Origin of the sequence: Mycobacterium shigaense (assembly GCF_002356315.1) — a bacterium.
Taxonomy (GTDB): domain Bacteria; phylum Actinomycetota; class Actinomycetes; order Mycobacteriales; family Mycobacteriaceae; genus Mycobacterium; species Mycobacterium shigaense.
Genome location: NZ_AP018164.1, coordinates 213,324 through 238,680 on the forward strand (window position 1 = coordinate 213,324; position 25,357 = coordinate 238,680).

Consider the following 25,357-nt stretch of genomic DNA (forward strand, 5'->3'; position numbering starts at 1 on the left):
CTCGGACCACCCGGCCACGGATACGGGCTAAATCACGGGACCGACAAGCCGGTGCCGCCGATGATCGGGACCAGATACCGCGCGGCGTAGTCGCGGACCGCTTTCTCGTCGGAGGTGTCGAGGCGGTCGGTGGGGAAGACGATGATGCCGAGCGCGACGCGCAGCAAGACGTCGGCGATGTCGGCCAGGTCGGCGTCGGGCAGGTCGGCCCCGCACCGGCGCAACGTGTGGGCGATGCCGTCGGAGAATTGGCGGATCGGGAACACGTCCGATCGGGAGAACAAGCCGAACAGCTCGGGCTCGCTTTCGACGATCCGGGAGTACAGCGCCGAGTCCTGGACCAGACGCACGCCCAGCGTGAACGCCTCGATCACCGCCTGCTGCGGGTTTCGGCCCGTGGTCGCGCGGTCCAGCGTGACGAAGAACAGTTCGGCCTCACGGCGCACCACCCGCTCGAACAGGTCGTCCTTGGTGGGAAAGCGCCGGTAGACGGTGCTGCGACTGACCCCCGCACGCACCGCGATGTCCTCGATGTTGGCGCGGCGCAGGCCGTAGGTCTCGAACACCATGCGCGCGGTGTCCAGGATGGTCCGTTCCACGTCGGTGCTCTCACCGAGATCACCGCTGGGGTTGTGGTTGTGCATGATCACGGTCCCCTCGGCGACATCGATACGGCGATGATAGGCTTGAAACAAAGATACAGTTTTGTGTCAGTGCGTTACAGGAGGTGCCATGACCGCCCAGCATGACCAGCTTGCCGGGCCGACGGCCGGCGCCCGGTTCGACAGCGGGGTCCGCGAGGCGGTGCCTATGCCGATCGACGACATCCCCGACGCCGGCGCTCGGTTGGGGCCCGATTCGCTGATCTGGAAGTTTTACGGCGATTACCGCACCCAGCTGTTCGGGTTCCAGCGCGTCGCCGGCGTCGAGAACTGCATCGAGCAGTTGGGCCAGGGCGTGCTCGACCACTCGGTCGTTTTCAGCGACACCCTCGGCCGGGCCAAGCGCACCGCGCCGCCGTTGATGAACACCGTCTATTCCGACGACCCCCACGAGTGGGGGCGCAAGGTCCGGGATTTCCACAAGCCGATCAAGGGCACCGTCAGCGACGGGTCCAGGTATCACGCCCTGAATCCCGAGTTGTTCTATTGGGCGCACGCCACTTTCGTCGATCAGGTTATCTACAACACCGACACGTTCATCCGGCGGCTCTCGGAGGCGGAGAAGGAACAGATCTTCGAGGAAGGCAAGATCTGGTACGGCTGCTACGGCGTCAGCGACCGCGGCCAGCCGCAGACGTACGCCGAGTTCCTGACGTACTGGGACGACATGCTCGAACGCTTCGTCCCGCACAAGACCGTCCTGTACGGCACCGGCTACATCCGCAAGGGATTGCCAGGCCCGCGCTGGATTCCCAAGCCGGTGTGGAAACTGCTGTCGGCGCCCCTGAACGCCTACACCCGGCTGGTCCTGGTCGGCACACTACCGCAGCAAATGCGTGACGTGTGCCAGCTCGAGTGGAATGCCAAGAAGGAAAAGCGCTTTCAGCGGTTCGCCGCCGTCGTGCGCGCGCTCAACCCGCTGGTCAATCGGCTTCCACTGGCGGTGATCTACGCGCCCTGGGCGGCGACCGCATGGCGGCGCGCCGGCGTCGATCCGCGCGGGCTGCACAACGTCGCCGCCTGACGGATACGTCAGATGCGAAGCAGCCGTTCGGCATTGCCGTGCGCGATCTTTTGCCGGTCCGCGGTGGCCAGCGTCTTCTGCTCGAAGCCCCGGATCGGCTCGTAGGAAGACTGACATGCGTTCGGCACCTATCGATAGGTGCCCGCGTCGCAGAGAATTCGCCGCGACATCGGCCAACGTTCAGTCTTTGTATGCCCGGTGGACCGCGAGCCGATTGCCTGGCCGGCCCGGCATGCGACAGGATCGGTGACATGGCCGAAGTCGATTTCTCGCTGCTGGATGTCCCGAGAGCGGTTCCGATCGACGACCCCGAGGCCTACCTGCGTGCCGCGATCGCGTGGCACTTCGGCGCGGACACCGGCTCGGCGTTCTGGCTCCGCCACGCCCAGACGCTGGACTTCGACCCGCTCACCGATGTCAGGACCTTCGCGGATTTGCGCCTGTTTCCCAACCTGCTCACCGAGCTGCGCAATGTGCCGGTGGAGGACCTGATCCCCCGGGGATACGGCACGCCCCCGCCGGTGCCGCAGGTCTTCGAATCCGGGGGCACCACGGGCGCGCCGAAACGCACTGCGCAGCTTCCGGATTGGGTCGCCCAGGTCATCGAATGGCAGACCGAGGACTTCGCCGCCGGCGGATTTCGGCAGGGGCTGGGTTTCCTGTGTCTGATGCCGAGCGGCCCGCACGGTGTGGGGTTCTTCTCCCGGGTGGCCTCGCAGCGGCTGGGCTCGGCGTTTCACGCGATCGACATCGATCCCCGCTGGGTGAAGAAGATCGCGGCGCGCAATGCCGCAGGCGAGGTGGCAGCCTACCTCGACCACGTCCTCGAGCAGGCCAGGCACGTGCTGCAGACGCAGAACGTGGCCAACCTGCACGCCACGCCGCCGATGCTGGACGCGATCGCCCGCAACGACGACCTGGTCGACCTGGTGAACGCCAAGATTCGCTATCTGCTGCTCAGCGGCGCGCATGTGGACGCCGACACGCTGGACCTGTTGCGCGACATCTTCCCGGAGACGACGATCACGATGGCGTTTGGCAGCACCATGATTCTCTCGCAGGCCATCACCCGGACGGAGGGCGATGCGTTCGTCTTCGACCCGCGGACGCCGTACGTGGTGTTCTGGGTGATCGATCCGGACACCGGGGAACAGGTGCCCTACGGAGAGCTCGGCCAGGTGGTGATGAATCACATCAGCAAGGGCATGTTCCTGCCGAACAACCTGGAACGTGACATGGCCGTCCGCCTGCCGGGGCCGACACCGGAGCTCAGCGACTCGGTCAGCGCCGTGCGGCCGGTCGCCACGTTCGAGGGCGAGGCCGTCATCGAAGGCGTGTACTGACGTGGTCGGCGAAACACCCGGTGTCGCGGCCGATCTGATCGGCATCGATGCGCTGGGCCCGGACGGTCCGTACCGTACCCGTAACCGCGAGGTCGTGCTGAGCACCGCGGGCGTGCCGGTGGCGGAGCTGAGTATCGTTCCACCGCTCTATGTTTCGCGTGCCATCGGGGCCCAGCGCAAGGTCCGGCCGTTGCCCCTGGCGCAGCGCGAGGCGGCGCTGGCCAGCGCGGCGGATGTGTTCGTGAACTCGGTCGTCGCCGGCCTGGACTTCGCCGGCTATGTCGAACTGGTCAGCCGGATCTCGGGGCTGCCTATCGCGGTGGCCCGCGCCGGCGCCCGCAGCGTGGCCGAGGCCACCGCGACCGCATTCGATGCCGTGCGGCCCGCGCGCCCGGTGGGTGCGGCTCTGGACTGGCGCGAGGAGCGCACCCGCACCGGCGGCGCGGTCTGGGCGCGCCGCGGCGAGGTGTTCGCCGTGCACGCCGCTGGCAACGGCCCGGGCGTGCACGGCCTGTGGCCGCAGGCGCTGGCGTTGGGCTACCGGGTCGCGGTACGCCCGTCGCGACGTGAACCGCTGACCGGGCACCGGCTGATCAACGCATTGCGCCAGGCCGGTTTTCGTAGCCAGGACGCGGTGTATCTGCCGACCGATCACGGCGGAGCCGACGAGATCATCCGGTCGGCCGACCTCGCGATGGTGTATGGCGGTCAAGACGTGGTGGACAAATACGCCGCCGATCCGGCGGTGGTGGTGAACGGGCCCGGCCGCACCAAGATCCTGATCACCGCCGATCGCGATTGGCGCGACTATCTCGACGTGATCGTCGACTCGATCGCGAACCTGGGCGGCATGGCGTGCGTCAACACCACCGCGGTGCTCTACGAGGGCGACCCGGGCCCGCTCGCCGCGGCGATCGCGGAGCGCCTGGCGGCGATCGAACCGCTGGCCTCCGAGGACGAGCGAGCGATCCTGCCCACCCAGCCCATCGTCAAGGCGCAGGCGCTCGCGGACCACCTGGCGATCAAGGCCGCGGGCACGTCCGCGCTGCTGGGCGCCGACCAGGTCGTCGCCCCGCTCGGCGACGGGTACGCCGCCCTGCGCCCCGCCGTGCACCTGCTGGCCGAGCCCGATGCCGACAAGCTCAACGTCGAACTGCCCTTCCCGTGCGTGTGGGTGTCGGGATGGTCACGTGCGGCCGGTGTCGCGCCGCTGCGGAAGTCATTGGTGATCAACGCGATTACGGATGACGACGACCTGATCGACGACCTGATCGCCGAACCGACGGTGGCCAACGTGTACCGCGGACACCACGCGACCTACTACGGCGCGCCCGAAATCCCGCACGACGGATTCCTGGCGGACGCTCTGATGCGCAACAAAGGTTTCATCCGGGACTAACGCAAGCCGACGTAGGGCAACAGCGCCATCTCGCGGGCATTCCTGATCGCGGTGGCGACTTGGCGCTGCTGTTGAACAGTCAGGCCGGTGACGCGTCGCGATCGCATTCGACCGCGATCGGAGATGAACATCGGCAAAGTGGTGATGTCTTTGTAGTCGACATGCGTAAGTCCCATGCTCGTCAAGAGATTCTTCTTTTTCGAGACCGGCTGAATGCGGCTCGGACGCTTGGGTTTACCGGCCATCACCAACTCGCCTTGCGTACGCCTGGAAGCTGGCCCTGATGGGCGAGTTCACGCATTCGCAGTCGGGACAACCCGAACTTTCGCAGGTGCCCGCGGGGACGACCGTCGACCGCGTCGCGATTGCGCAGGCGCACAGGGCTTGCGTCCCGGGGCTGGCGGCCGAGTTCCTGCTGCGCGGTCAGGCGTTGGTCGGGAGTGCTGGCCGGCGACCGGATGATCTCCTTGAGCTCGGCGCGGCGCTGGGCGTAACGCGCCACAACCTCGCGGCGCCGCTCGTTCTTCGCGATCTTGGATTTCTTCGCCATCAGCGCTCTTCCCGGAACTCGACGTGGCGGCGGATCACCGGATCGTACTTGCGCAGGGTCAGCCGGTCGGGGTCGTTGCGCCGGTTCTTGCGGGTGATGTAGGTGTAGCCAGTGGCCGCGGTGGAGCGCAGCTTGACGATCGGACGAATCTCGTTGCGCGCCATCAGAATTCCACACCCTCGCGGCGAAGTCGGGCGACGACGGCTTCGATGCCGTCGCGGTCGATGACCTTGATGCCTTTGGCGCTCACTCGCAGCGTGATGCGGCTGCCCTGCGACGGCAGGTAATACGTCTTGGTCTGGATGTTGGGTGACCACCTGCGCCGGGTGCGGCGGTGCGAGTGTGACACCGCATTACCGAATCCCACAGTGCGGCCTGTTACTTGGCAGCGCGCGGACATGACGCCCCTTCCCACGGCTCAGCGCTTGTTGAAAATCGTTTTCGACAACGACTGTCCCGCACTGTACTGTCAATGGTGCATTATTGAAAACCATTTTCAAAAAGGAGCGGGGATGCGGACTCCCGTGGTGCTGGTGGCGGGCGATGGTGACACCGACGCGGTGGCGGGCGCATTGTTGCGCCGGCCAGGCACCATCGTCGTCGAGCACCGGTTCGACGGGCACGTCGTGCGGCGCACCACGAGCGTCTGGCGCGACGGAGAACTGGCCGTCACCGAGGATGCGCTGGAGCTGGCCCACGGCTGCGTGCCGTGTACGGTGCGTTACGACCTGCTGGTGCTGCTGCGCAAGCTGCACCGCCGTGACGGCATCGACCGCATCGTCGTGCACCTGGCCCCGGCGCTGGAACCCGAACCCATCTGCGTGGCGATCAATCACGTCGACGTCCGCGTCGGCCCCGGCTTCCAGGACGGGCCGGCCGCCCTGGATGTGGAGATCGCCGGCGTGGTCACCTGCGTCGACTCAGACACCTGGCTCAGCCGCGCGCTCGGTGAGGACAGCCTCGCCGACGGGCGCACGGTCGCCCAGGTCGCCGTCGGGCAGGCCGAATTCGCCGACGTGGTGGTTCCCACCCGCCCGGAGCCGGTGACGCTGGCGGTGCTGCGCCGGCTGGCTCCCCGCGCGCGGATCACGGTCGGCATCGACCGCCTCGAGATGGCGCTGGCCAACCTGGACGATGATTCCCGGCGCGGCCGCAGCGATCATCCGCACGGCTGGCTGCTGGCCGGCCTCCCGCCGCTGGGCGCCGACGGAGCGGTGCGGATCGTCGAGTTCAACGCGCGCCGTCCGTTTCACCCCGAGCGTCTGCACGCCGCTGTCGACCTGCTGCTGGCCGGGGTGGTGCGTAGCCGCGGCCGGCTGTGGCTGGCCAACCGGCCCGACCAGGTGATGTGGCTGGAATCCGCAGGGGGCGGCCTGCGGGTTGCCTGCGCGGGCAAGTGGCTGGCGGCCATGACCGCCGCGGAGGCGGCCACCGTCGACGCCGAGCGGCGGATATTCGCCGAGCTGCAGTGGGAGTATCGCTTCGGCGATCGGCACACGGCGATGACGGTGCTGGTCTGCGGCGCCGATCCCGCCCCGATTCTCGACGCGCTGAACGGCGCGCTGCTCACCGACCGGGAGCTGGCCGCGCCGCAGGAGTGGCGCCGGTACTTAGACCCCTTCGGCGACTGGCATCAGGACCCGTGCGACGAATCGGCGGAACCATCGGATGGGGTCGCGTCGGAGCGCGACGGCCGTCGCGAATCGTGACCTGACCGCCAGGTCATCCGCAAGGAGCTGGCGACCTAGGCGGTGCCGTTGGGCTGAATGGCGCCGATGGCCTTGTTCAGCCAGTTGGGCGCGAGCACCGAGATCGCGGTGGCTCCTGCCGTCGCGCCCATGACTCCCGACCAGGCCACCGGGCCCAGCGGTGTACACCCGAAGAATTGACTGACGACCGGCGTCTGGACGATGCCGATCAGAACACCCGCGCTGCCCAGCGCGGTGGCCACGACAAGCGGGCTGTGCTGACGGGTCAGCAACGTCTGCGCCAGCTGGGTCGTCACCAGGGCCGTCAATCCCATTGTCGCCGTTCGACGTTCGGTACCGGGCGTGTAACGACCGATCGCCCAGGCTGCCGTTGCACCCGCGGCGGTGACGGCACCGCGGTTGACGATCTGGCGCATCAACGGGGCATCGAGCGACGGCGTCGGTCCGGTCAGCACCGCGAGACGGTGTGCGGCGCGGGCCCTTTCGGCTTGTTCGCCGGTCTCGAACTCGGCTTCGTCGGGCTCGACGTACTGCGAGGTCACGGCAACCGCGAGCGCCGGGAACATATCGGTGAGCAGGTTCACCAACAGCAACTGGCGGGTGCCGATCGGCGCCCGCCCATGCCCGAACGCGGTCCCGATGATCGTGAAGAGCACCTCTCCGACGTTGCCGCCGACCAGGATGGTGACCGCATCGCGCACGCCGGCCCACATGCTGCGGCCCTCGACCAAGGCGTCCAGCAGCACGCTCAGGTCGCGGTCGGTCAGGACGATGTCGGCCGCGCCCCGGGCGGCCGACGAACCGCGACCGCTCACCCCGATGCCCACATCGGCCATCCGGATCGCGGCCGCGTCGTTCGCGCCGTCGCCGACCATCGCGGTCACCCGCCCGTTGCGTTGCAGCGCGGCCACGATCTGCACCTTCTGTTCCGGGCTGACCCGGGCGAACACCTGAACGCCGGCAACGAGTTTGGCGCACGCGTCTTCGTCCAGACCGGTGAGCTCGGCGCCGGTCACGACCCGGACGTCCTCCATGCCCAGCTGGCGCGCGATCGCGCGCGCGGTGATGGGGTGGTCGCCGGTGATCAGCACGACGTTGCGGTTGGCGTCCACCAGGGCCTCGATCAGCGGACGCGACGAGGCGCGCGCGGTGTCCGCCAAACCCACGTAGCCGAGCAGCTCGAGGTCCTGTGCTGTGCCGTCGACGGCGTCGGCATCGGTGTCGTCGTCGTGGTTGGTCCCGTTGGGCCAGGGACGCTGTGCGACCGCCAGCACCCGCAATCCCTGTTCGGCGAGGCTGTGGACCAATGCCTCGGCGTGTGCCACGTCGGCATCCGGGTCGGCGAAGCGGCAGCGGGGCAGCACCACCTCGGGAGCGCCCTTGAGCATCAGCATCGGCGCGTCGGACGAGTTGCTCAGTGTTCCGATGGCGGCTGCGAAACCGCGACTGGACTCGAACGGCACCTCGGCGAGTACCGCCCATCCCGAATCGCTCTCGCTGATAAGCGAACTGGCCGCGGTGAGAATTGCCTCGTCGGTGGCGTGCGCATGGCCCTGGCCGTCTTGCGGCTGGGTGGATGCCCTTGCGGCAGCCCGGAGCACGGCGGCGGACTCCGGGTCGGAGGCATCCGGGAAGGACTCGTGCGGTCGGGCCGTGTGGGGCAAGGCGCAGACGACCCGCAGCCGGTTCTCGGTGAGGGTGCCGGTCTTGTCGAAGCAGATGGTGTCGACCCGGCCCAATGCTTCGATCGTGCGTGGCGAGCGGACTAAAGCCCCACGCGCCGTGAGGCGTTGGGCCGCGGCGAGCTGAGACAGCGTGGCCACCAACGGCAGCCCCTCGGGGACGGCCGCCACCGCGATCGCGACGCCGTCGGCAACGGCTTGGCGCAGTGTCGCGCTCCGCAGCAGCGCCAGCACGCTCACCGCGGCTCCGCCCGTCAGGGTAAGCGGCAGCACCTTGTTGGTGAGTTCCTTCAGTCGGGCCTGCACCCCGGCGGATGTTTCGACGTCCGCGACCGCCGAGATCGCCCGGTGCGCAGCGGTGTTGACGCCGGTGGCCACGACGATTGCCCGCGCGTGCCCCGCGACGATCGTGCTGCCCTCGAACAGCATGCTCGCCCGGTCGGGGTCGTTCACCGCGACGGGGTCGACCTGCTTGTCCACCGGCAGCGACTCGCCGGTGAGCAGTGACTCGTCGACCTCGAGGTCTTCGGCGACCAGCAACCGGGCGTCGGCCGGGACCACCTCGGGTGCGGCCAGATCGATGATGTCGCCCGGCCGCAGCGACTTGGCCGACACCTTGGCCGTCCGCGTGGCATGTTGCGCGGCATCCAGCCGGCGTCGTGTCGTGGCCACCGCCGGAACGACGACGCGGCGCACCAGTTGGTCCTGTTCGGCGAACAGCTCGGCGGCGGCGGCCTCGGCGCGAAGCCGTTGCACACCACCGGTTATCGCATTGACGGTCATCACGCCGGCGACCAACAGCGCGTCGACATTGCTGCCGACGATCGCCGACGCCGCCGCGCCCACGGCCAGGATCGGGGTCAGCGGGTCGGCCAGCTCGGACCGGGTGGCCGACGCCAGCCGGGCCAGGTTGCCGGCCGGCCCGCGCAGCGGCGCCAGCGCCGGGCTGTAGGTCAAGTCGTCGAGGCGCCGCCGCCAGTAGGACGCGCCGGTCTCGACGGCCAGCGGTCGCGCGCCGCCCGCCAGGCGTGAGAACACGATCTCCGGGTCCAGCGCGTGCCAGGCGGTGAGTGGCTGCGGGGTGGGATCGGGCAGCCGCAGCACCCTGGTGGCCGAAAAGCTGCCCGCCAGAAGGGCAGTCGCGGCGGCGGTGTTGACCGGGTTGAGCCAGCGGCGGAAGCTCACCGGGTTGCTCGGACGCTCCTGCTCGCTGCCGGTCACCAGGAGCAGCCCCGCCAGCGTGGTGCCGCCTTGGGCGAGGTGGACGGCAGATTCGCTGGCCGAGCGCGCCACCGGGATCGCCGACAGGATCCGCACCGCATCGGCCAGGTCGGTGCCGGTGATGATGTCAGCCGTCCACGCCGTGGCCGCGCGCGGATCATCAAGGGCCACACCGACATCGGCGATGGCTAGCGCCGCCAGCGTGTCGGTGGAGGCGAAATCGCGATGTAAGGCGGTGATCAGCAGGACCGGCCCCCGGTCGCCGCGCAGCTCACGCACCAGGTTGAGCAGCGGGGTGCCGGGCGGATGCGAAGCGCCGACGCTGGCGGTCAGGTCCTCGGTGCCCGCCACATGGCGCAACACCACCCGGGCCCCGGTCCGGTTCGCGGTCTGCAGCAGGGGGATCGCGTACGGATCGACCTCCCAGCCGACGTCGACCCGGCCCACGCGTTCGCCATCCACCAGCAGGTCGGCGCGTTCCAGTCCCTGCGCCGGCATTTCCGAGGGGCCTTGTAACGGAACCCATTTCAGCCGGGCGCCGGTGGCGGGCAACTCGTCGGGATCGGGTTCGGGCGCCTCTTCGCCGTGTAGCAGCGCGTCGGCCACCTCGTAGACGCGGTCGTCGTCCCAGCCGGGGGCCTCACCCGTCGATTGCAGTACCGCCCGGTGGTCACCACGCAGGGCGGCGCCGTCGATGACGACCACCTTGACGCGGTCCAGGCGGCGCAACGCGCCGGGGTCGAGCACCAGCTGCCCGGAGTTGGCGAGCCCGCGGCCGAGCACCGTCGCGAAGGCCTGACGGCCCATGTGCGCGGCGCGCGGCACCCCGGCTTCGATCGCGGCCGCCGCGTCTTCGGTGCCGCCGCCCGCCACCAACGCACTCACCGCGGCGATCAGCGAACCGTTCGCCGCCGAATCGATGTAGCTTTCCACCGGCCCGGCCATCGAGCCCTTCGCCGTGTCCATGGCCGCGTCGACCGCCCCGCCAACCACGACGTGCGAGGCCTCGCCCGCCGCGGCGGCCGCCCAGCTATGCCGGGGCACCTCGGACTTGGCCGACGAGATGACCGGCACCACCGGGGCTTGCGGTCGCTCGGGCGAGGCGAGATGGGGTTCCCGATCGCGCCAGACGCGGCGGTGTGCGGTCGCCTCGGAGATCTGCAGGGTGCGCTGGGTCAGGTCCAGCATCGGGGTGCCCCACGCCTGGGTGAGTCCGTTCGCGGCCGCCGTGGTCGCGGCCAGCGCGATGTCGGCACCGACCCGCCCCAGCCGCTTCTCCAGGATGGACACCATGCGCGGTTGGTGATTGATCAGGGCCGCCGCGGCCCGGGTCGTCTGCGGCGCCGCGGGCAGCCGCGTCACCCACCCGGTGAATGCGGCACTCATCGCGACGAAGTCCATCGCGGCGGCGGTCAGCGGCACCAGGATCGCCAGCGGATTACCGGGATCGGCGAACGGCGCCGAACGCGGCGCCGACTCCGACTTCGTCGCCGCCAGGTCGATCGCGAGGTCGGCAACCGTCGACCGCACCTCGTCGACGACGGCGGCGTTGTCGGCGTCCTGGTCCAGCTCGACCACCAGGCGACCGAGTGCGCCCTCGACGTGGGCCTTGGCGACGCCCGGGATGCGGCGCACCGGTTCCTCGACCACCGCGGAGTACTCGTACCACCGGGAGAACGGCAGCAACGGATCCAGGTCGAGGTGCACGCGCTGGCCGCTGTGCCAGCGCACCGGCGGCAGGGCGACGTGGGGAGAGCCGTCCGCGGGGGCGTTCATCCCCAGTGCGCGTCCGGTCGAATCGGCCATCGACTGCATCACCGGTCCGGCCAACTCAACGACTGGACTGGCCAGCAGTTGCACCGCGCCGGCGGCGCTTGCCGCAGTGGACACGCCCGCACGCACTATGTGGGCCGCTCCGTCGGTGACACCAGCAACCACGCTGGATACACCCGGAATCCTCATTCAGTCACCCTTCGATTAACCTCTGCCGCGCCCCATGATCCCGGCGTGCCGCGGACCTGTCCACAGATGGCCTCGTGGGCAGGCCCCGCGCTGACGTCGGTGGGTGCGGGGGCGCGGTGTCCGCACGTCGGACGACGCGCCATGTATTCCATGATGGCTTATCGGCTGGGCGGCAAGCCAAACGCGGAGAACAGCGCCCGATCCAGGAAGACGGTGATGGCAGCGATCCCGGCAGAGTTCGCGTCCAGGACATGGATCGAGTGCGCTTGCCTGATGTCGTCCGCGGTGCGCCGGTATTCCGCCACCGCGGGTTGGATTTTGACCGCCGTCGGGAGCATGACTACATCACGGCGCGCCGGCAGCTCCTGCAGGGCTGTCATCACGGCCAGCCGGACACTGTGCCGCACCGCGACGGTGTCCTCCGGGGTCGGCGCCGGGAGCGCGGCCAACAGGCTGTCGGGAATCGGCTCGAGCCACTGATGGGTGCCGCCGTTGTCGTCGAGGCTCGCCTTCGGGTCGACCGAGCTGTCACCGAGCCCGGCCGGCAGCACGCGTCGGCCTCGGTGCTGCAGCGCACGCAGGCACGCCGTCGTCGCGATCCGGTACAGCCAGGTCCGCAGCGCGGCCCGCTCCTCGAACGCCGGGTAGCCACGCCAGCCGCGCAGATAGGTCTCCTGGACGAGGTCCTCGGCATCGTGCACCGAGCCGAAACCACGGCATCCGGCCGCGCGGCGCTTAGACAGGACGGTCCAATCGACCTCGAGACAGGCGCCGAATAACACGAATGCGCGGTAGCCGTCCGACGGCTACTCGCGCACTATCCGGGCAAGGAGAATTCGGTTACAGAATTCGGTGGTGTGCCCTATCGACCTGATACCCCGCCGGGAATGATTTCTCGATGACCTGCAGCCGGTGATCGATCCTGGATTCGAGTTCGAGCACCACGCAGCTGTCGCCGACGGTTTTCGACTCCAGGACTATGTACCGCTGACCACAATCGGTGATCGGGTCGCCGGAGTGCAATTTCTCGACCGGCACCGACTCCGGAGTTGCCTCTGCCTCCATCCATCACACGGTAGGTCAATACCGCGGACGAGGAAATAGATCGCTACGGGCCGGCTGCCGCCGGTTTCGTCGGTCTTTCGCCGGCCGGCTGTTGCCGGCTCGTTGACGCCGCCTAACAAAGCCGCGCAATGGTCCTGCGCTCCAACCCGCAAACCGACGACCGCCACCGTTGATCGGCTATTGCGATAGGCGCACCGAGTTGTCCAATCTGGTGCTGGTCTGCCCGTATCACCATCGGCTGCACCACCAGGGCACCATCACCCTCACCGGCCCCGCCGCCGACCTGCTCGTCACCGACAGCTCCGGCCGGCGGCTCGGCGCGGGATCGCTCGCGTGTCCGCCGAACCTGCCCCCGCCGAACGTTCCACCGTGTCCCGGCCCCACCGGTGAACGCGCCGACTGGTGGTGGTACACACCCTTCCAACCCCAACCACTGCCCACCAACTAGCATTGCTGGGCAGCATAATATCGGCGCTGAACTCGTTGAGACATCGAGGAATTCGGTGTGCGCTACCCACTGCCATCCGACCTTGACAGTCGAGGTCAACAATATCGCCGCACCACCGCCCACCCGATACCCACGGCTCTTATCAAGATCCACGCCGACGCGCGCACCAGCTTGAGCCCAGCCGGGAATAGATCGCTAAGCGGTGTCGGCACGGCGTTGCTTGAAAAAAACGCTGAACCGGGCGATCAGGCCGTCGTCGTCCCGCTCGAAGCGGGTGCATTCGGGCCAGGTGGTCGCGACCTCGTCGATCTCGAACGTCTCGGACAGTTCGGCGTAGGACACCCGGGAGTCGACGTGCGATACCCGCTGCACCTGCAACCGATGGCCCTTGAGCGTGGTGCACACCTTGCGCAAGTAGGCGACATTGCGCGCCTTGCCCTCGACGACATCGCAGAACGGCCCCTCCCGGGTCAGGCCTGCCTCGGCAATGGTGTCGGCCAGCCCGTCCCAGTCGTGCGCCGCCAGGCAGTCCAGGTAGCGCTCGACCACTCGACCGTCCGTGCCCACGTCGTCTCCATCGCTCGGCTAGGTCAAACGGTAGGCCCGGCGCTGCCGTGGGGCTAGGTTCGATTGCTATGAGCTGGTGGACCGTCCACGCCGACCGGATGCTGTCCGAATGGGTGCCCGCGCCGCCCGAGGCCGTCCGCGGCTTCTACGTGGACCTCGACAACATCAGGCTCGTGCATCCGTTGATCGTCTCCGTGGAAACGGTGTCCCGCACCGAAACCGACGCTGGTTACCAGCAGACCTACCGGGTGGTCGACCGAATCCCTCTGGGGCCGTTCACCATTCGGACCGTGTATCAGGCCCGGCTGCGCGTGCCCACGCACGGCGATGTGCTGACCGAGGCCGATCAGTCACCCGGGGTGCGGCTGCGCGGGACGGTGAGTTTCGATCCGGTCGACGGTGGAACCCGGGTCACCGAGCGAATAGGGATCACCGCCCCACGGTTGCTGGCCGGGGTGACCATCCGCGAGGGGGCCAAGGCGCACATCAAGATGCTGGCGGGGATCCGGAGTCACTTCGAATCCGAAACGCCGAGGAGATCGCAATGAAGTGTCGTGGCGCTGTGCTCGAAGGAGTCGGCAGGGACTGGCAGATCCGTGAGATCGAGCTCGACCCGCCCCGCGACGGTGAGGTCCTGGTGCGGATGATCGTTGCCAGGGTCTGCCACTCCGACGACCACCTGGTCACCGGCGACGTGCTGCCGACCCCCGAGGTGCGGGCCTCGACCGGCATCCCTGAGCCGGACTGGTTTCCGATACTCGGTGGTCACGAGGGCGCCGGTGTCGTCGAGGAAGTCGGGCCCGGCGTGACGGCGGTGCGGCCGGGCGACCACGTGGCGATGTCGTTCATTCCCGCGTGCGGCAGCTGCCGGTTCTGCGTCGACGGCCAGAGCTATATCTGCGACGCCGGCGCGACGCTGTTCTTGCGGGAGATGCCGACCGACGGCACCTGCCGCCATCATCTCGGCGACGAAAACCTCATGGCCTACGGCCAACTCGGCACCTTCGCGGAATATGCGGTGCTCACCGAACGGTCCGTCATCAAGATCGATGACGCGATCCCCTTCCATGCGGCCTCGCTGGTGTCGTGTGGCGTCAGCACCGGCTGGGGATCCGCGACGATTTCGGCGGGCACCGAGCCCGGTGACACCGTCGTGGTCCTGGGCACCGGTGGTGTCGGGATGAACGCCCTACAAGGCGCGCGCGCCGCTGGCGCGAAACACGTCGTAGCGGTGGATCCCGTTGAATACAAACGGAATTCGGTCAAGATCTTCGGCGCCACGCACAGCGCCGTCTCGGCCGAGGAGGCGATACTGCTGGTGGCCGACATCACGGCGGGCGTCATGGCCGATCGCGTCGTCGTCACAGCCGGTGTCGTGCACGTGGACCTGATCCCGTTGGCCATGCGGCTGCTGCGCAAGGGCGGGACGTGCGTGATCACCGGCATCACCCCCTACACCGAGGGAACGGTTCCACTGGTCCTGCAGGAGATGGTGCTGTCGTCCAAACAACTCAAGGGTGCGCTCTACGGCGGGATGAACCCGCGCACCAGCGTGCCGATGTTGCTGTCGATGTATCAGGCGGGGGCGCTGAAGCTCGACGAGTTGGTCACCCGCCACTATCGGCTCGACGAGATCAACGAGGCGATGGCAGACCTGCGCGAGGGCCGCAACATCCGCGGAATCGTCGACTTCGCCGGGGTGTGAGCGGCGGTCGGGCCGACTACTGCTCGACCCACCGCGACGACAGCGCGAACTCCGACAGATATTTCGTCGAACTCCACCCGCCGTCGACCACGATCGTCTGTCCGTTGATGAACGCCGCACCCGGCGAGCACAGGAAGGCGACGGTGCTGGCGATGTCATCGATCGTGCCCAGCCGCGGGTGCGGCGTCATTTCGGTGTTGATCTTGCGGAATCGCTCGTCCTGCAGCCGTTTTTCGACCATCGGCGTCGCCGTCACCCCGGGCGCGACGGCGTTACAACGGATGCCGGACGCACCGTACTGGCAGGCGATGTGCGTGGTCAGCGCGGTCAGTCCGCCCTTGGCGGCCGAGTAGGCGCCGCCGCGCAGGCCGCCGACGACTGCGAACGTCGATGTCACGTTGATGATCGCCGACCCGGGCGCCATGTGCGGCAGCACGTCCCGGGCGAGCCGAAACGGCGCCCGGAGCATCAAATTCAGGAAGTAGTCCAGGGTCTGGTCGTCGGTCTCGTGCAGCGGCTTGGGGCCCCCCACTCCGGCGTTGTTGACCAGGAAGTCGACCTGGCCCCACCGATCGACCGCGAGGTCCACGATGCGCCGCGGCGCGTCGTCGTCGGTCAGGTCGACCGCAAGCGTCGCAACGCGATCGGGATCGCCGACCGTCTTTTCGAGCGCGGCCAGCCGGCCCCGGTCGCGGCCGGTGCCGACGATCGCCATGCCCTGCTCGGCAAGCTTGGTGGCGCACCCCAAGCCGATGCCGCTGCTTGCTCCCGTCACGATTGCGACCTGCATCTCACCCCTCCTTCGTCTGTGCCCGCGTCAACGACGCCCGGATCTGATGTTTCAGAACCTTGCCCGCGTCGTTCTTCGGCAGGGCATCGGTGATCACAACCTGTTCTGGCGCCTTGAATTTGGCGACTCCCTTGCTTACCAGCAGGGCGAGCAGGCTTGCGACGTCGGGGTGCGCCGCGGCGGTGGGCACGATCACCGCGCAGGCCCGTTCTCCGGTGCGTTGGTCGGGTAGCCCGACGACGGCGATCTCGGCGATGCCGGGATGGTCGGCGAGCAGGTCCTCGACCTCCTTAGCGGAGATGTTCTCGCCGCTGCGGATGATGACGTCCTTCGCGCGGCCCGTCACGACGAGATATCGCTCATCGGAACCGGCCGAGACCCAGCGCCCCAGGTCGCCGGTGCGGAAAAAGCCCGCCTCGTCGAAAGAGTCGTCTTCGGGATGGCGATAGCCGACCAGCATCTGCGGGCCGCGCACGCAGATCTCGCCGTCACCGGCCGGTGCGGCCTCGTGCGCGACGAGCTTGATCTCGGCGATCCCGGGCCGCCCGTCCGTGTCGGCGGCGTGGTCGGCCTCGTTCGGCCGGGGCGCGCCGACGGTCGCGACCGGCACCTCGGTGCAGCCGTAGACTCGGGTGACGGCCGCATGATCGAAATACCCTGCGGCGCGGTGAATTAGCGATGGCGATACGGAGGCGCCGCCGCAGATGAACACCTTCAAGTCGGGCAGCCGGGTGCCGGCGCCTTCGGCTGCGGCCAACAACTGCTGCAGAAACGGTGTGGCCCCGGCCATGTGGGTGCACCGCTGCGAGTCCATCAACGCGACCGCCTCGGCCGGCTCCCAGCGGTCCATGAGCACCGCTGTCGTGCCCAGCAGCAGCGGGCATTCGAACGCATAGATCGACCCGCCGATATGGGCGATCGGCGAGGGCACCAGGAACGTGTCGCCGGGGGCGATCATCCACTGGTCGCGCAGCTGACAGATCAGCGCGTGCATCGAGTTGTGGCTGTGCAGCACGCCTTTCGGTCGGCTGGTGGTACCGGAGGTATACAGGATCATTCGTACCGAATCGGGATCGAGCGCGGGAAACACAGCGGCATCCGGGGCCTGTTCCAGCAGCGCCGGGTACGCGGTGTGCGCACCGGGGTCGCCGCGCAGCACCACCACCTCCGGGGCTGGGCTCATCGCGGCGGTCACGCGACCCAGCATCGCCGCGTAGTCGTGGCCGCCGTATTTGTTCGGAACGAAAACAATTGCGGCGCGGCTGTCTTCGAGGATGAAGCGTAGGTCGTGGTCGCGCAGCGACGGCAGGATCGGATTCACGACCATTCCGGCCAGCGTCGCGGCCAGATAGACGACGGCGGCTTCGTGCCAGTTCGGCAACATGAACGACACGACGCTGCCGGTCGGCATCCGCGCCAGCAGGGCCGCCGCCAGGCCGCGGGCCTGTGTGTGCAGCGTGCCGCAGTCGAGTCGAATATCCTTGTCCACCAACAATGTTCGCTGCGGTGACGCCTCAGCGGCCGCACGCAGCGAATCGGCCAGGGTGGTGTGCACCCACAAGCCGCTGCGGTATGCCTGCGACGCGTATGCCGTGTCCTGCGCGGCCCGGGTAATCATCTCCGCCGGCCTAATTATTCACGCGGCGCATCGTCATCGCGTAGCGGAACTTCGACGACAGGTGCGTGTTGATCGTCACCTGGGCCACCTCGCCGTCGGAGGTCGTATAGGTGCGCCGCATCTGCAGGGCCGCCGTGCCGGCCTCGGAGCCGAGCCCGTCGGCCAGCTCCGGCGACAGTGGCACTGCGGCGATCTCCTGGTGTAGTTGGGCCACGCTCACGCCGAACAGGTCCTCGATCAGCGGGAAGATCGGGCCGGCATGACGTTGCAGCAACCTGCCGACCGCGGCGAAGGTCCGGCTGATGTAGTACTCGGTTCGGCACAGTGGCACCGCCGCACCCTCGGCCTGCCGGAAACCGCGAACCGATAGCCACTGGCTGCCGACCTCGAGTCCGGTCCGGGCCGCCAGATCGGCGTCGATCGTGACCATCGCGTTGGATTCGATGGTCAGCTGCGCACCGGCCGCGAACGCGACGAGGTCGTCGATCGACATCGCATCCTGGGCATAGGAACTCGACGCCGGCCGGGGAACCACCCGAGTGCCCGCCCGCGGTCGCGACGCGACCAGGTTGTCCTCCCGCAGCCGGCGCAGGGCCTCGCGGACCGTGTAGCGGCTCACCGCGAAGCGCTCGCACAGTTGGTGTTCGGTCGGCAGCTGCGAGCCCACGGGGTAGACCCCGTCGACGATCTCCTTGCGGAGCGTGCGGGCGATCTGGAGGTAGCGGTGGTCGCCCGCGACGGCCTGGGACATCAACGGCCGTCCGGTTTCGGGCGTAACGCCAGCACGCTGCCGTCGCCGTCCGCCGAGACGTAGAGCGTCCCGTCGGCCGCGGCGGCGATACCGGCGAACGGGCCCTGCGGCCCGGAAAACGGTGGCATGCCGAGCAGCGGCTTGGGCGTCACGCCCGGAGGCGGACCCACCGGCAGCCCGGATGCGATCGTGCGCCGTGCGCCGGTGGTCGCATCGAACGCGATCAGCTCTTTGGCGCCGGCGTCGACGATGTAGAGCACCCCGCCGCGGACCAGAATGCCCTGCGGGCGTTGCAGATCGGAAACGACGGTGTCAACGGTCGACCCGTGCGGCCGGACCACCCGTCCGGCACCGGCCTCGGCGACCAGACACGTCCCGTCGGCTTCGACCGCGACGCCGACCGGCTCACGCAGCCCGGTGGCCAGCACCTCGATGCCGCCGGACCGCAGCGAAAGCGACAGCACCCGTCCGGCGCCCAGCTCCGCAAAGACGACCGCGCCGGGGCTCAGGGCCACGCCGTAGAGCTGGTCGAAACCGTCTGCGAGCAACTCGGTTTCGTTCGCTTCCGGCCGGTAGCGGCTGACCTGGCCGCCCGAGGTGGTCACGACGAACTCGCCGGGTCCGCTTGCCGCGACGCCGCGCAGGAATCCAGGATAGCCGGGACTGAACAGCATTCCGGCGGTGTGCAGGGACCCGTCGGGCAGCGCGACGTAAAAGTAGGTGCCGTCGGCGATGTAGAGCTGACCGTCGTGCCCCATCGTCAGGTCCATCGGCCAGTTGAGCCCGCCGGCAAGCACGGATTCTGTGGTCCCGTCGGGGGAGATCTCGGTGATCTCGCCGGTGAAGTTGGAGACGAACAATTGGTCGCCGACGAAGGTGCAGTTGTCCAGTCCCGGATTCAGCTGGGCGAGCACCCGCCGTTCGCCGCTGCGCGGATCGATGCGCAACACCTGCCCGTTGGCCACCTGCGTCGAGACGAGGTAGCCGTGCGCGTCGAACTTGACCGAGTCGGGCACTCCGAGATCGCCCGCGACCCGCTGCGCCGCGCCGCCGTCGGGGTCGATGCGCCAGATCTCGTTGGCCCCCATCACCGGGAAGTAGAGCAGGCCGTCAGGGCCGACCTCCATCGCGTTCGGCGAGGGCACGTTCTCCAGGAGCACCCGCGGCGGCCCGCCGGAGAGGTCGAATTCCAGCAGCCGTCCGCCCTCCCGGCATTCGCCGATGAACAGCCGGCCGTGGTACACGGTGATGCCGTTGGCCGACGGGACGTCGTCGCGCAACACCCGTGTCCGGCCTGCGGTGTCGCGCACGCTGACCCGGCCGTCCATCACCTCGGTGGCGTACAGGTTGCCGCTGGCGTCGAAAGCGACATCGTCGGGCGCCACGATGTCGCCGCCCTTGGGGCTGGCGGTCACGAGTTCCCCGGTGCGATGGTCCAGCACGCTGATCTGACTGCCGGTCACCTGGGCGATGTAGATGCGACCGTCCGGCCCGGTGCGCAGGCCGTTGGCGCCGAACAGCCGACTGGGGGCGGTGACCCGCTCGAGTTCCCAGCCCTGCGCGACTTCGACCGGATGCGGCGCCGCATAGCGCGATGGCTGCGTCGAGATGGCTCGCGAAACGGACATGCTTGGCGGGTGTCCTTCCGTCGGCCGGTTGGACTGGACGCTATCAACTGCTACTAGTCCAGACAATAGCTGGCGATGCTTCCCGGATTGGCCTTGACAGCAAAGTCTACCGATCGGAATAGTATTCTCCGATGGACAGAATGACATATTTTGTCCGGACATAAGCACACCACACCCGCCGCGGGCAGTGCGGTCAGCGCAGCGGAGAGCAGGTCATGGACGATCCTTTCGGCCTCGACGGTCGTGTCGTCGTGGTTTCCGGCGCCGGCGGGGGCGGCATCGGCACCACCGTCACGGCCATGACCGCCCGCGCGGGTGCGACGGTCGTCGCGGTGAGCCGGTCGAAGGAAAACCTCGACGAGCACATCGCCCCGCTGGCGGCCCAGGGGCTGCCGGTGGTGCCCGTCGCGGCCGATGCGTCCACCGACGAGGGCATCGCCGCGGTGCTCGACCGCGCGCGCCGCGCCGACGGCACGCTGTACGGGTTGGTGAATGTCGCAGGTGGCGCCGCTCCTTCGACGTGGATGCCGTCGACCCGGGTGACGCGTGCGGACTGGCGCACGATCTTCGCCGACAATCTCGAGACGACCTTCTTCATGAGTCGGGCCGTGGCGGCCGAGCTCGTCGCGCAGCACCGGCCGGGGTCGATCGTGTCGATCTCCTCGATCAGCGGCATGAACACGGCTCCGTTTCACATCGCCTACGGCACGGCCAAGTCCGCGATCGCGGCGATGACGCGGACGATGGCCCTCGAGTTGGCGCAGGCGGGAATCCGCGTGAATGCCGTGGCGCCCGGCGTCACCGAGACGGCGGCCTCGCGCACCTACGTCGACGAGGATCGCGAGCGGGACCGCCAGGCGATCGCGATGGGGCGGCGCGGGCGGTCCGAGGAGCAGGCGGGGGCCATCCTGTTTTTGCTCTCGGAGCTGTCGAGTTACGTCACCGGCCAGACGCTGCTCGTCGACGGCGGCCTGGACCTCAAATGGAGCCATCTGGGCGCCGACAACACGTCACTTTTCCTCAAGGACGAGTCCTTCCGCGCGCAGATCAGGAGGATGTGATGACCGACCTGGCCAAAGATACGGCGGCCGAGGAACTTTCGACACCGATGACGATCGGGGTCGAGGCCTACATCTCCGCGGAGTACGCCCGCGCCGAACGGGACAAGCTGTGGCGCAAGGTCTGGCAGCAGGTCGGCCGCGTCGAGGAGCTGCCCGAGGTTGGCAGTTACCTGACCTACGACATCCTCGACGACTCGATCATCGTGGTGCGCAGCGGTGCCGATGAGTTTCACGCGCACCACAACGTGTGTATGCACCGCGGCCGGCGCCTCGTCGACACGCCCGAGGGCGCCAAGAACGCCTGTGCCCGCACGCGAAAGTCGTTCGTCTGCGGCTTCCACGGCTGGACCTACGGCCTCGACGGTGCGTGCACGCACATCCGCGAGCAGCAGGACTGGCAGGACGCGCTCACGCCCGACAACACCCACCTGTGCCCGGTCCGGGTCGATACCTGGGGCGGCTGGTTGTGGATCAACATGGACCCCGACTGCGAATCGCTGGCCGACTTCCTGTTCCCCGCCGCAAAGATGCTCGACCCCTTCTGCCTGGAGAACCTGCGCTACAAATGGCGCAAGTGGCTGAACTTCGACTGCAACTGGAAGGTCGCGCTGGAGGCCTTCAACGAGACCTACCACGTCTACACCACGCATCCGGAGTTCAACAAGTTCGGCGAATTCAAGGGCTGGGCGAAAGCGCAAGGCAGGCACAGCAATATCGGCTACGACGCCCCGGACGACCTCGCGGCGACCAAGTCCAAGATCCGCCTCGGCACCGGCGCCGATCCCCGCGTGTCGACCGCTCGGATGCAGATCTACACGATGGAGCAAACCAACACCTCCACCACCGAGACGCTGGTGAACGCCGCCAGAAGGCTGGTCGACGAGCTGCCCGAGGGCACCTCGGCCGACAAGGTGCTCGAGCACTGGCTGGCGTCGGCACGCCGCGACGACGAAGCCCGCGGCGTCATCTGGCCGACGATTCCCTCCGACATCCTCGGGCAGGCCGGCACCGCGTGGCAGATCTTTCCGAACTTCCAGATCGGGCAGGGTCTGACGGTTGCGCTGTGCTACGGCGCGCGGCCGCACCCCAGCTACGATCCCGACAAATGCATCTTCGAGGTTTCTGTCTTCGAGCTGTACCCGAAAGGCCAAGAGCCGCAGACTGAATGGGAGTACACGCCGGTCGGCGACCCCCGGTGGCGCTCGGTGCTGCCGCAGGACTTCTCCAACATGGCCGCCGTGCAACAGGGCATGAAATCCCTCGGCTTCCCGAGCACCAAGCCCAACCCGTACCGCGAGCGCAGCACCGTCAACCTGCACTACCAGCTGTCGAGATACATGGGCACCGGCGAGCCGCAGGAGCTTCGAGATAGATGACCATCGCTGACACGCCGTGCGGACCCACCGAGGTACCGCAGGACGTCGACATCGACGCGATGCGGGCCAAGTACGCCCAGGAGCGCAAGAAGCGCCTGCGCAAGGATGGCGGCGCGCAGTACCTCGAACTCCACGGTGACCTGGCCGACCTCTACGAGGTAGACCCATACACGCCGGTAGCCGATCGCGCCCCGGTCCACGAAGACATCGAGGTGGTCGTCCTCGGCGGCGGGTTCTCCGGATTGTTGTCGGGCGCCTACCTGAAAAAGGCTGGTGTGCAGGATGTTCGGATCATCGAAATGGCCGGGGACTTCGGCGGAGTGTGGTATTGGAACCGTTTCCCGGGCATCCAGTGCGACAACGACGCCTACTGCTACATCCCGATGCTCGAGGAACTCGGCTTCATGCCGAGCAAGAAGTTCGCCGACGGCGCCGAGATCTTCGCGCATTGCCAGGCCATGGGCAAACACTTCGACCTCTACGACGGCGCGATCTTCTCGACCCGGGTCGAGACCATGCGCTGGGACGAGAACAGCAAGCGCTGGCGGCTGATCACCAACCGCGGCGACGACATTCGCGCGCGTTTCGTGGTGATGGCGCAGGGCTCGTACAACAAGCCAAAGCTGCCCGGCATCCCCGGTATCAAGGAGTACTTGGCTGCCGGCGGCCACGCGTTCCATTCCGCGCGCTGGGACTACGACTACACCGGCGGCGACTCGGGGGGCGGCCTGCACAGGCTGGCCGACAAGCGGGTCGCACTCGTCGGGACGGGGGCCACCGGCGTGCAGCTGGTACCGCATCTCGGACGGGACGCCAAACAGCTCGTCGTGTTCCAGCGCACACCGTCGTCGGTGGACATGCGCGCAAACACGCCCACCGACCCGGTCTGGGCCGCGGCCCTGCAGCCAGGTTGGCAGGAGCAGCGCAAGCGCAACTTCCACAACTGGTCACCGTTTGTCGGGGTGGTCTTCGGCGAACCGGATCTGGTGTGCGACTTCTGGACCGAATTGGGCCGCAACATGACCGCCCGGATCGCCGCCAGTCCGGATCCCGCCTCGCTGGGGATCGAGGAGATCATGGCGATACGGGAGGAAGAGGACTACAAGATCATGGAGCGGCTTCGGCGCCGCGTGGCCGCGCTGGTCGACGACCCCGACACTGCCGAGGCGCTCAAGCCGTACTACCGCTTCATGTGCAAGCGGCCGTGCTCGAGCGAGACGTACCTGCCTGCGTTCAACCTGCCCAACGTGACACTGGTGGACATATCGGAATCCAAGGGCGTGGAACGCCTGACGGAAAAGGGTATCGTCGCCAACGGCGTTGAGTACGAGGTCGATTGCGTCGTGTTCGCCAGCGGATTCGAGATCTCCACGGAGATCAGCCGGCGCTTCGCGGTCGACGTCATCGAGGGCCGAGACGGGCTGTCGCTGCTCGACTACTGGCACGACAAGTACCAGACGCTGCACGGCATGACCACCCGCGGATTCCCCAATCAGTTCTTCACAGGCTTCATCCAGGGCGGCGTCTCGGCCAACACCACCGCGATGTTCGAGCAACAGGCCGAGCACATCGCCTACATCATCGGCGAGGCGCAGAAACGTGGCGCGCGGACCGTCGAACCCAGTCAGGAGGGTCAGGACGGGTGGGTCAAGACGGTCGCCGACCTCGCGATCGACAACTCGTCCTTCGAGATGTCCTGCACCCCTGGTTATTACAACAACGAGGGTCAAGGCGGCGCCAAAGACAATGGTGCATTCCTCGGCGATTTCTACTCGCCGGGCTTCTACGCCTTCGGTGACCTGATCGCCGAGTGGCGCGTCAGGGGTGACCTGAAAGGCCTTGAGCTTTCATGAGCGAGTTGCGATTTGACGGCCGCGTCGCCGTGGTGACCGGGGCCGGACGCGGGCTGGGCCGCGCCTACGCGCATCTGCTCGCCTCGCGCGGGGCGAAGGTGGTCGTCGACGACGCGGGTAGCGAACTCGACGGGGAGGGGGCGGACGCCGGCCCAGCCAAACAGGTGGTCGACGAGATCACCGCGGCCGGTGGGCAGGCCGTCGCGTGCGGCGCCTCGGTCGCGACCGCCGAGGGGGGCCAGGTCATCATCCGCACGGCGCTCGAAACCTACGGCGGAATCGACATTCTGGTGCACAACGCCGGCAACGTCCGGCGCGGGTCGCTGAAGGAAATGAGCTACGAGGATTTCGACGCCGTGCTCGACGTGCACCTGCGCGGCGCGTTTCACGTGGTGCGGCCGGCCTTCCCGCCGATGTGTGCGGCGGGCTACGGCCGCATCGTGCTGACGTCGTCGATCGGCGGTCTGTATGGCAATCACAACGTGGCCAACTACGCCGCCGCCAAGGCCGGCGTGATCGGGTTGTCGAACGTCGCCGCGCTCGAGGGCGCCGCGGAGGGCGTGCAGTGCAACGTGATCGTGCCGGCCGCGGTGACGCGCATGGCCGAAGGCATCGACACCTCGGCCTACCCGCCGATGGGCGCGGAACTCGTTGCCCCCGTAGTGGGTTGGCTCGCACACGAATCGTGCTCGGTGACGGGCGAGCTGTTCGTCGCGCTGGCGGGTCGCGTGGCGCGGGCGGTCATAGCCGAGAGTCCCGGCGTGTGCCGGCGCTCATGGACGATCGAGGATGTCGGCACCCATTTGGACGCGATCCGGTACGCCGAGGCACCGCTGATGTTTCCGGTCGTTCCGGACGGACACAACGACCACCTCCGCTACAGCTTCGAGCTGGCTCACCGCGCGAACGAGCAAGGAGCGCTTCATGCCTAGCCCGACGGGAC

At 68.0% G+C, this 25,357-nt stretch carries 24 protein-coding genes and 1 pseudogene; 11 read left to right on the forward strand and 14 right to left on the reverse strand.

The features are described 5' to 3' along the window. Window positions 1-32 precede the first annotated feature (32 nt). A complete protein-coding gene (locus MSG_RS01025) occupies window positions 33-644 on the reverse strand; it encodes a TetR/AcrR family transcriptional regulator (protein WP_096443886.1) in 612 nt (203 codons plus the stop codon). A gap of 88 nt (window positions 645-732) precedes the next feature. Between MSG_RS01025 and MSG_RS01030 the strand changes: the two genes are divergently transcribed. Further along, window positions 733-1,686 (forward strand): oxygenase MpaB family protein, encoded by a 954-nt coding sequence (locus tag MSG_RS01030; RefSeq protein WP_096436328.1) that lies wholly within the window; start codon window positions 733-735, stop codon window positions 1,684-1,686. A gap of 8 nt (window positions 1,687-1,694) precedes the next feature. Here the strand turns inward: MSG_RS01030 and MSG_RS25395 are convergent, their stop codons facing one another. After that, on the reverse strand, window positions 1,695-1,814 hold the full coding sequence (locus MSG_RS25395) for an amidohydrolase (protein WP_219845606.1): 120 nt from the start codon (window positions 1,812-1,814) through the stop codon (window positions 1,695-1,697). Window positions 1,815-1,937: 123 nt separating this feature from the next. Here MSG_RS25395 and MSG_RS01035 point away from each other — a divergent pair, with 123 nt between their 5' ends. Together MSG_RS01035 and MSG_RS01040 are read left to right on the forward strand one after the other, a co-directional pair. Continuing rightward, entirely contained in the window at window positions 1,938-3,029 is a 1,092-nt protein-coding gene (locus tag MSG_RS01035; RefSeq protein ID WP_096436330.1) for an acyl-CoA synthetase family protein, read from the forward strand. A gap of 34 nt (window positions 3,030-3,063) precedes the next feature. Beyond that, window positions 3,064-4,428 carry an aldehyde dehydrogenase family protein gene (locus tag MSG_RS01040; protein ID WP_096443888.1) on the forward strand — a complete coding sequence of 455 codons (1,365 nt, stop codon included), beginning with the start codon at window positions 3,064-3,066 and terminating at the stop codon, window positions 4,426-4,428. Here the strand turns inward: MSG_RS01040 and rpsR are convergent. Genes rpsR through rpmB form a run of 4 tightly spaced genes read right to left on the reverse strand, consistent with a single transcriptional unit; the run spans window position 4,425 to window position 5,378 of the window. Further along, window positions 4,425-4,673 carry a 30S ribosomal protein S18 gene (gene rpsR / locus MSG_RS01045; RefSeq protein WP_096436332.1) on the reverse strand — a complete coding sequence of 83 codons (249 nt, stop codon included), beginning with the start codon at window positions 4,671-4,673 and terminating at the stop codon, window positions 4,425-4,427. The genes MSG_RS01040 and rpsR overlap by 4 nt on opposite strands. Beyond that, complete coding sequence (gene rpsN, locus MSG_RS01050) at window positions 4,673-4,978, reverse strand: 30S ribosomal protein S14 (protein WP_096436334.1); 306 nt, start codon at window positions 4,976-4,978, stop codon at window positions 4,673-4,675. Before rpsN ends, rpsR begins: the two co-directional genes overlap by 1 nt. Further along, window positions 4,978-5,142 carry a 50S ribosomal protein L33 gene (gene rpmG / locus MSG_RS01055; RefSeq protein WP_096436336.1) on the reverse strand — a complete coding sequence of 55 codons (165 nt, stop codon included), beginning with the start codon at window positions 5,140-5,142 and terminating at the stop codon, window positions 4,978-4,980. The genes rpsN and rpmG overlap by 1 nt, the downstream gene beginning before the upstream one ends. Further along, a complete protein-coding gene (gene rpmB, locus MSG_RS01060) occupies window positions 5,142-5,378 on the reverse strand; it encodes a 50S ribosomal protein L28 (RefSeq protein ID WP_096436338.1) in 237 nt (78 codons plus the stop codon). Before rpmB ends, rpmG begins: the two co-directional genes overlap by 1 nt. A gap of 112 nt (window positions 5,379-5,490) precedes the next feature. Here rpmB and mrf point away from each other — a divergent pair, with 112 nt between their 5' ends. Further along, window positions 5,491-6,687, forward strand: coding sequence for a ribosome hibernation factor-recruiting GTPase MRF (gene mrf, locus MSG_RS01065; protein WP_096436340.1), 1,197 nt, complete (start codon window positions 5,491-5,493; stop codon window positions 6,685-6,687). Between the two features lie 35 nt (window positions 6,688-6,722). Here the strand turns inward: mrf and MSG_RS01070 are convergent, their stop codons facing one another. The 3 genes from MSG_RS01070 to MSG_RS01080 form a co-directional block, all read right to left on the reverse strand. Then, on the reverse strand, window positions 6,723-11,552 hold the full coding sequence (locus tag MSG_RS01070) for a cation-translocating P-type ATPase (RefSeq protein WP_096436342.1): 4,830 nt from the start codon (window positions 11,550-11,552) through the stop codon (window positions 6,723-6,725). Window positions 11,553-11,710: 158 nt separating this feature from the next. Next, on the reverse strand, window positions 11,711-12,295 hold the full coding sequence (locus MSG_RS01075) for a sigma factor (RefSeq protein ID WP_308737774.1): 585 nt from the start codon (window positions 12,293-12,295) through the stop codon (window positions 11,711-11,713). Between the two features lie 97 nt (window positions 12,296-12,392). Further along, complete coding sequence (locus tag MSG_RS01080; RefSeq protein ID WP_096436346.1) at window positions 12,393-12,617, reverse strand: hypothetical protein; 225 nt, start codon at window positions 12,615-12,617, stop codon at window positions 12,393-12,395. Window positions 12,618-12,810: 193 nt separating this feature from the next. Between MSG_RS01080 and MSG_RS01085 the strand changes: the two are divergent. Continuing rightward, window positions 12,811-13,065: pseudogene (locus MSG_RS01085) on the forward strand (HNH endonuclease signature motif containing protein); the annotation flags it as partial. 195 nt (window positions 13,066-13,260) lie between these two features. Here the strand turns inward: MSG_RS01085 and MSG_RS01090 are convergent. Next, entirely contained in the window at window positions 13,261-13,632 is a 372-nt protein-coding gene (locus MSG_RS01090) for a nuclear transport factor 2 family protein (RefSeq protein WP_096436348.1), read from the reverse strand. 68 nt (window positions 13,633-13,700) lie between these two features. Between MSG_RS01090 and MSG_RS01095 the strand changes: the two genes are divergently transcribed. Next, a complete protein-coding gene (locus tag MSG_RS01095; RefSeq protein WP_096436350.1) occupies window positions 13,701-14,180 on the forward strand; it encodes an SRPBCC family protein in 480 nt (159 codons plus the stop codon). Beyond that, a complete protein-coding gene (locus MSG_RS01100; RefSeq protein ID WP_258173954.1) occupies window positions 14,177-15,337 on the forward strand; it encodes an NDMA-dependent alcohol dehydrogenase in 1,161 nt (386 codons plus the stop codon). The genes MSG_RS01095 and MSG_RS01100 overlap by 4 nt, the downstream gene beginning before the upstream one ends. A gap of 16 nt (window positions 15,338-15,353) precedes the next feature. Here MSG_RS01100 and MSG_RS01105 read toward each other — a convergent pair whose 3' ends face one another. Genes MSG_RS01105 through MSG_RS01120 form a run of 4 tightly spaced genes read right to left on the reverse strand, consistent with a single transcriptional unit; the run spans window position 15,354 to window position 20,124 of the window. Then, a complete protein-coding gene (locus MSG_RS01105) occupies window positions 15,354-16,127 on the reverse strand; it encodes an SDR family NAD(P)-dependent oxidoreductase (RefSeq protein WP_096436354.1) in 774 nt (257 codons plus the stop codon). A gap of 1 nt (window position 16,128) precedes the next feature. Then, window positions 16,129-17,745, reverse strand: a complete 1,617-nt coding sequence (locus tag MSG_RS01110) for an AMP-binding protein (RefSeq protein ID WP_096436356.1) — start codon at window positions 17,743-17,745, stop codon at window positions 16,129-16,131. Between the two features lie 10 nt (window positions 17,746-17,755). Next, on the reverse strand, window positions 17,756-18,496 hold the full coding sequence (locus MSG_RS01115) for a GntR family transcriptional regulator (protein ID WP_096436358.1): 741 nt from the start codon (window positions 18,494-18,496) through the stop codon (window positions 17,756-17,758). Continuing rightward, a complete protein-coding gene (locus MSG_RS01120) occupies window positions 18,496-20,124 on the reverse strand; it encodes an SMP-30/gluconolactonase/LRE family protein (protein WP_096436360.1) in 1,629 nt (542 codons plus the stop codon). The genes MSG_RS01115 and MSG_RS01120 overlap by 1 nt, the downstream gene beginning before the upstream one ends. A gap of 215 nt (window positions 20,125-20,339) precedes the next feature. Between MSG_RS01120 and MSG_RS01125 the strand changes: the two genes are divergently transcribed. Genes MSG_RS01125 through MSG_RS01140 form a run of 4 tightly spaced genes read left to right on the forward strand, consistent with a single transcriptional unit; the run spans window position 20,340 to window position 25,346 of the window. Next, complete coding sequence (locus MSG_RS01125; RefSeq protein ID WP_096436362.1) at window positions 20,340-21,185, forward strand: SDR family NAD(P)-dependent oxidoreductase; 846 nt, start codon at window positions 20,340-20,342, stop codon at window positions 21,183-21,185. Beyond that, window positions 21,185-22,561 carry an aromatic ring-hydroxylating oxygenase subunit alpha gene (locus MSG_RS01130; protein WP_096436364.1) on the forward strand — a complete coding sequence of 459 codons (1,377 nt, stop codon included), beginning with the start codon at window positions 21,185-21,187 and terminating at the stop codon, window positions 22,559-22,561. Before MSG_RS01125 ends, MSG_RS01130 begins: the two co-directional genes overlap by 1 nt. Beyond that, entirely contained in the window at window positions 22,558-24,414 is a 1,857-nt protein-coding gene (locus tag MSG_RS01135; RefSeq protein ID WP_096436366.1) for a flavin-containing monooxygenase, read from the forward strand. The genes MSG_RS01130 and MSG_RS01135 overlap by 4 nt, the downstream gene beginning before the upstream one ends. Next, window positions 24,411-25,346 carry an SDR family NAD(P)-dependent oxidoreductase gene (locus MSG_RS01140; protein ID WP_096436368.1) on the forward strand — a complete coding sequence of 312 codons (936 nt, stop codon included), beginning with the start codon at window positions 24,411-24,413 and terminating at the stop codon, window positions 25,344-25,346. Before MSG_RS01135 ends, MSG_RS01140 begins: the two co-directional genes overlap by 4 nt. The last annotated feature ends 11 nt before the right edge of the window (window positions 25,347-25,357 follow it).

Bases quoted from the DNA above. Each gene is read 5' to 3' on its own strand.
- MSG_RS01100 (WP_258173954.1), top strand. From the start codon at position 14,177: ATGAAGTGTCGTGGCGCTGTGCTCGAAGGAGTCGGCAGGGACTGGCAG.
- rpmB (WP_096436338.1), bottom strand. From the start codon at position 5,378: ATGTCCGCGCGCTGCCAAGTAACAGGCCGCACTGTGGGATTCGGTAAT.
- rpmG (WP_096436336.1), bottom strand. From the start codon at position 5,142: ATGGCGCGCAACGAGATTCGTCCGATCGTCAAGCTGCGCTCCACCGCG.
- MSG_RS01095 (WP_096436350.1), top strand. From the start codon at position 13,701: ATGAGCTGGTGGACCGTCCACGCCGACCGGATGCTGTCCGAATGGGTG.
- MSG_RS01115 (WP_096436358.1), bottom strand. From the start codon at position 18,496: ATGTCCCAGGCCGTCGCGGGCGACCACCGCTACCTCCAGATCGCCCGC.
- rpsR (WP_096436332.1), bottom strand. From the start codon at position 4,673: ATGGCCGGTAAACCCAAGCGTCCGAGCCGCATTCAGCCGGTCTCGAAA.
- MSG_RS01080 (WP_096436346.1), bottom strand. From the start codon at position 12,617: ATGGAGGCAGAGGCAACTCCGGAGTCGGTGCCGGTCGAGAAATTGCAC.
- MSG_RS01125 (WP_096436362.1), top strand. From the start codon at position 20,340: ATGGACGATCCTTTCGGCCTCGACGGTCGTGTCGTCGTGGTTTCCGGC.
- MSG_RS01105 (WP_096436354.1), bottom strand. From the start codon at position 16,127: ATGCAGGTCGCAATCGTGACGGGAGCAAGCAGCGGCATCGGCTTGGGG.
- MSG_RS01140 (WP_096436368.1), top strand. From the start codon at position 24,411: ATGAGCGAGTTGCGATTTGACGGCCGCGTCGCCGTGGTGACCGGGGCC.
- MSG_RS01110 (WP_096436356.1), bottom strand. From the start codon at position 17,745: ATGATTACCCGGGCCGCGCAGGACACGGCATACGCGTCGCAGGCATAC.
- rpsN (WP_096436334.1), bottom strand. From the start codon at position 4,978: ATGGCGAAGAAATCCAAGATCGCGAAGAACGAGCGGCGCCGCGAGGTT.
- MSG_RS01025 (WP_096443886.1), bottom strand. From the start codon at position 644: ATGCACAACCACAACCCCAGCGGTGATCTCGGTGAGAGCACCGACGTG.
- MSG_RS01030 (WP_096436328.1), top strand. From the start codon at position 733: ATGACCGCCCAGCATGACCAGCTTGCCGGGCCGACGGCCGGCGCCCGG.
- MSG_RS01130 (WP_096436364.1), top strand. From the start codon at position 21,185: ATGACCGACCTGGCCAAAGATACGGCGGCCGAGGAACTTTCGACACCG.
- mrf (WP_096436340.1), top strand. From the start codon at position 5,491: ATGCGGACTCCCGTGGTGCTGGTGGCGGGCGATGGTGACACCGACGCG.
- MSG_RS01070 (WP_096436342.1), bottom strand. From the start codon at position 11,552: ATGAGGATTCCGGGTGTATCCAGCGTGGTTGCTGGTGTCACCGACGGA.
- MSG_RS01035 (WP_096436330.1), top strand. From the start codon at position 1,938: ATGGCCGAAGTCGATTTCTCGCTGCTGGATGTCCCGAGAGCGGTTCCG.
- MSG_RS01135 (WP_096436366.1), top strand. From the start codon at position 22,558: ATGACCATCGCTGACACGCCGTGCGGACCCACCGAGGTACCGCAGGAC.
- MSG_RS01120 (WP_096436360.1), bottom strand. From the start codon at position 20,124: ATGTCCGTTTCGCGAGCCATCTCGACGCAGCCATCGCGCTATGCGGCG.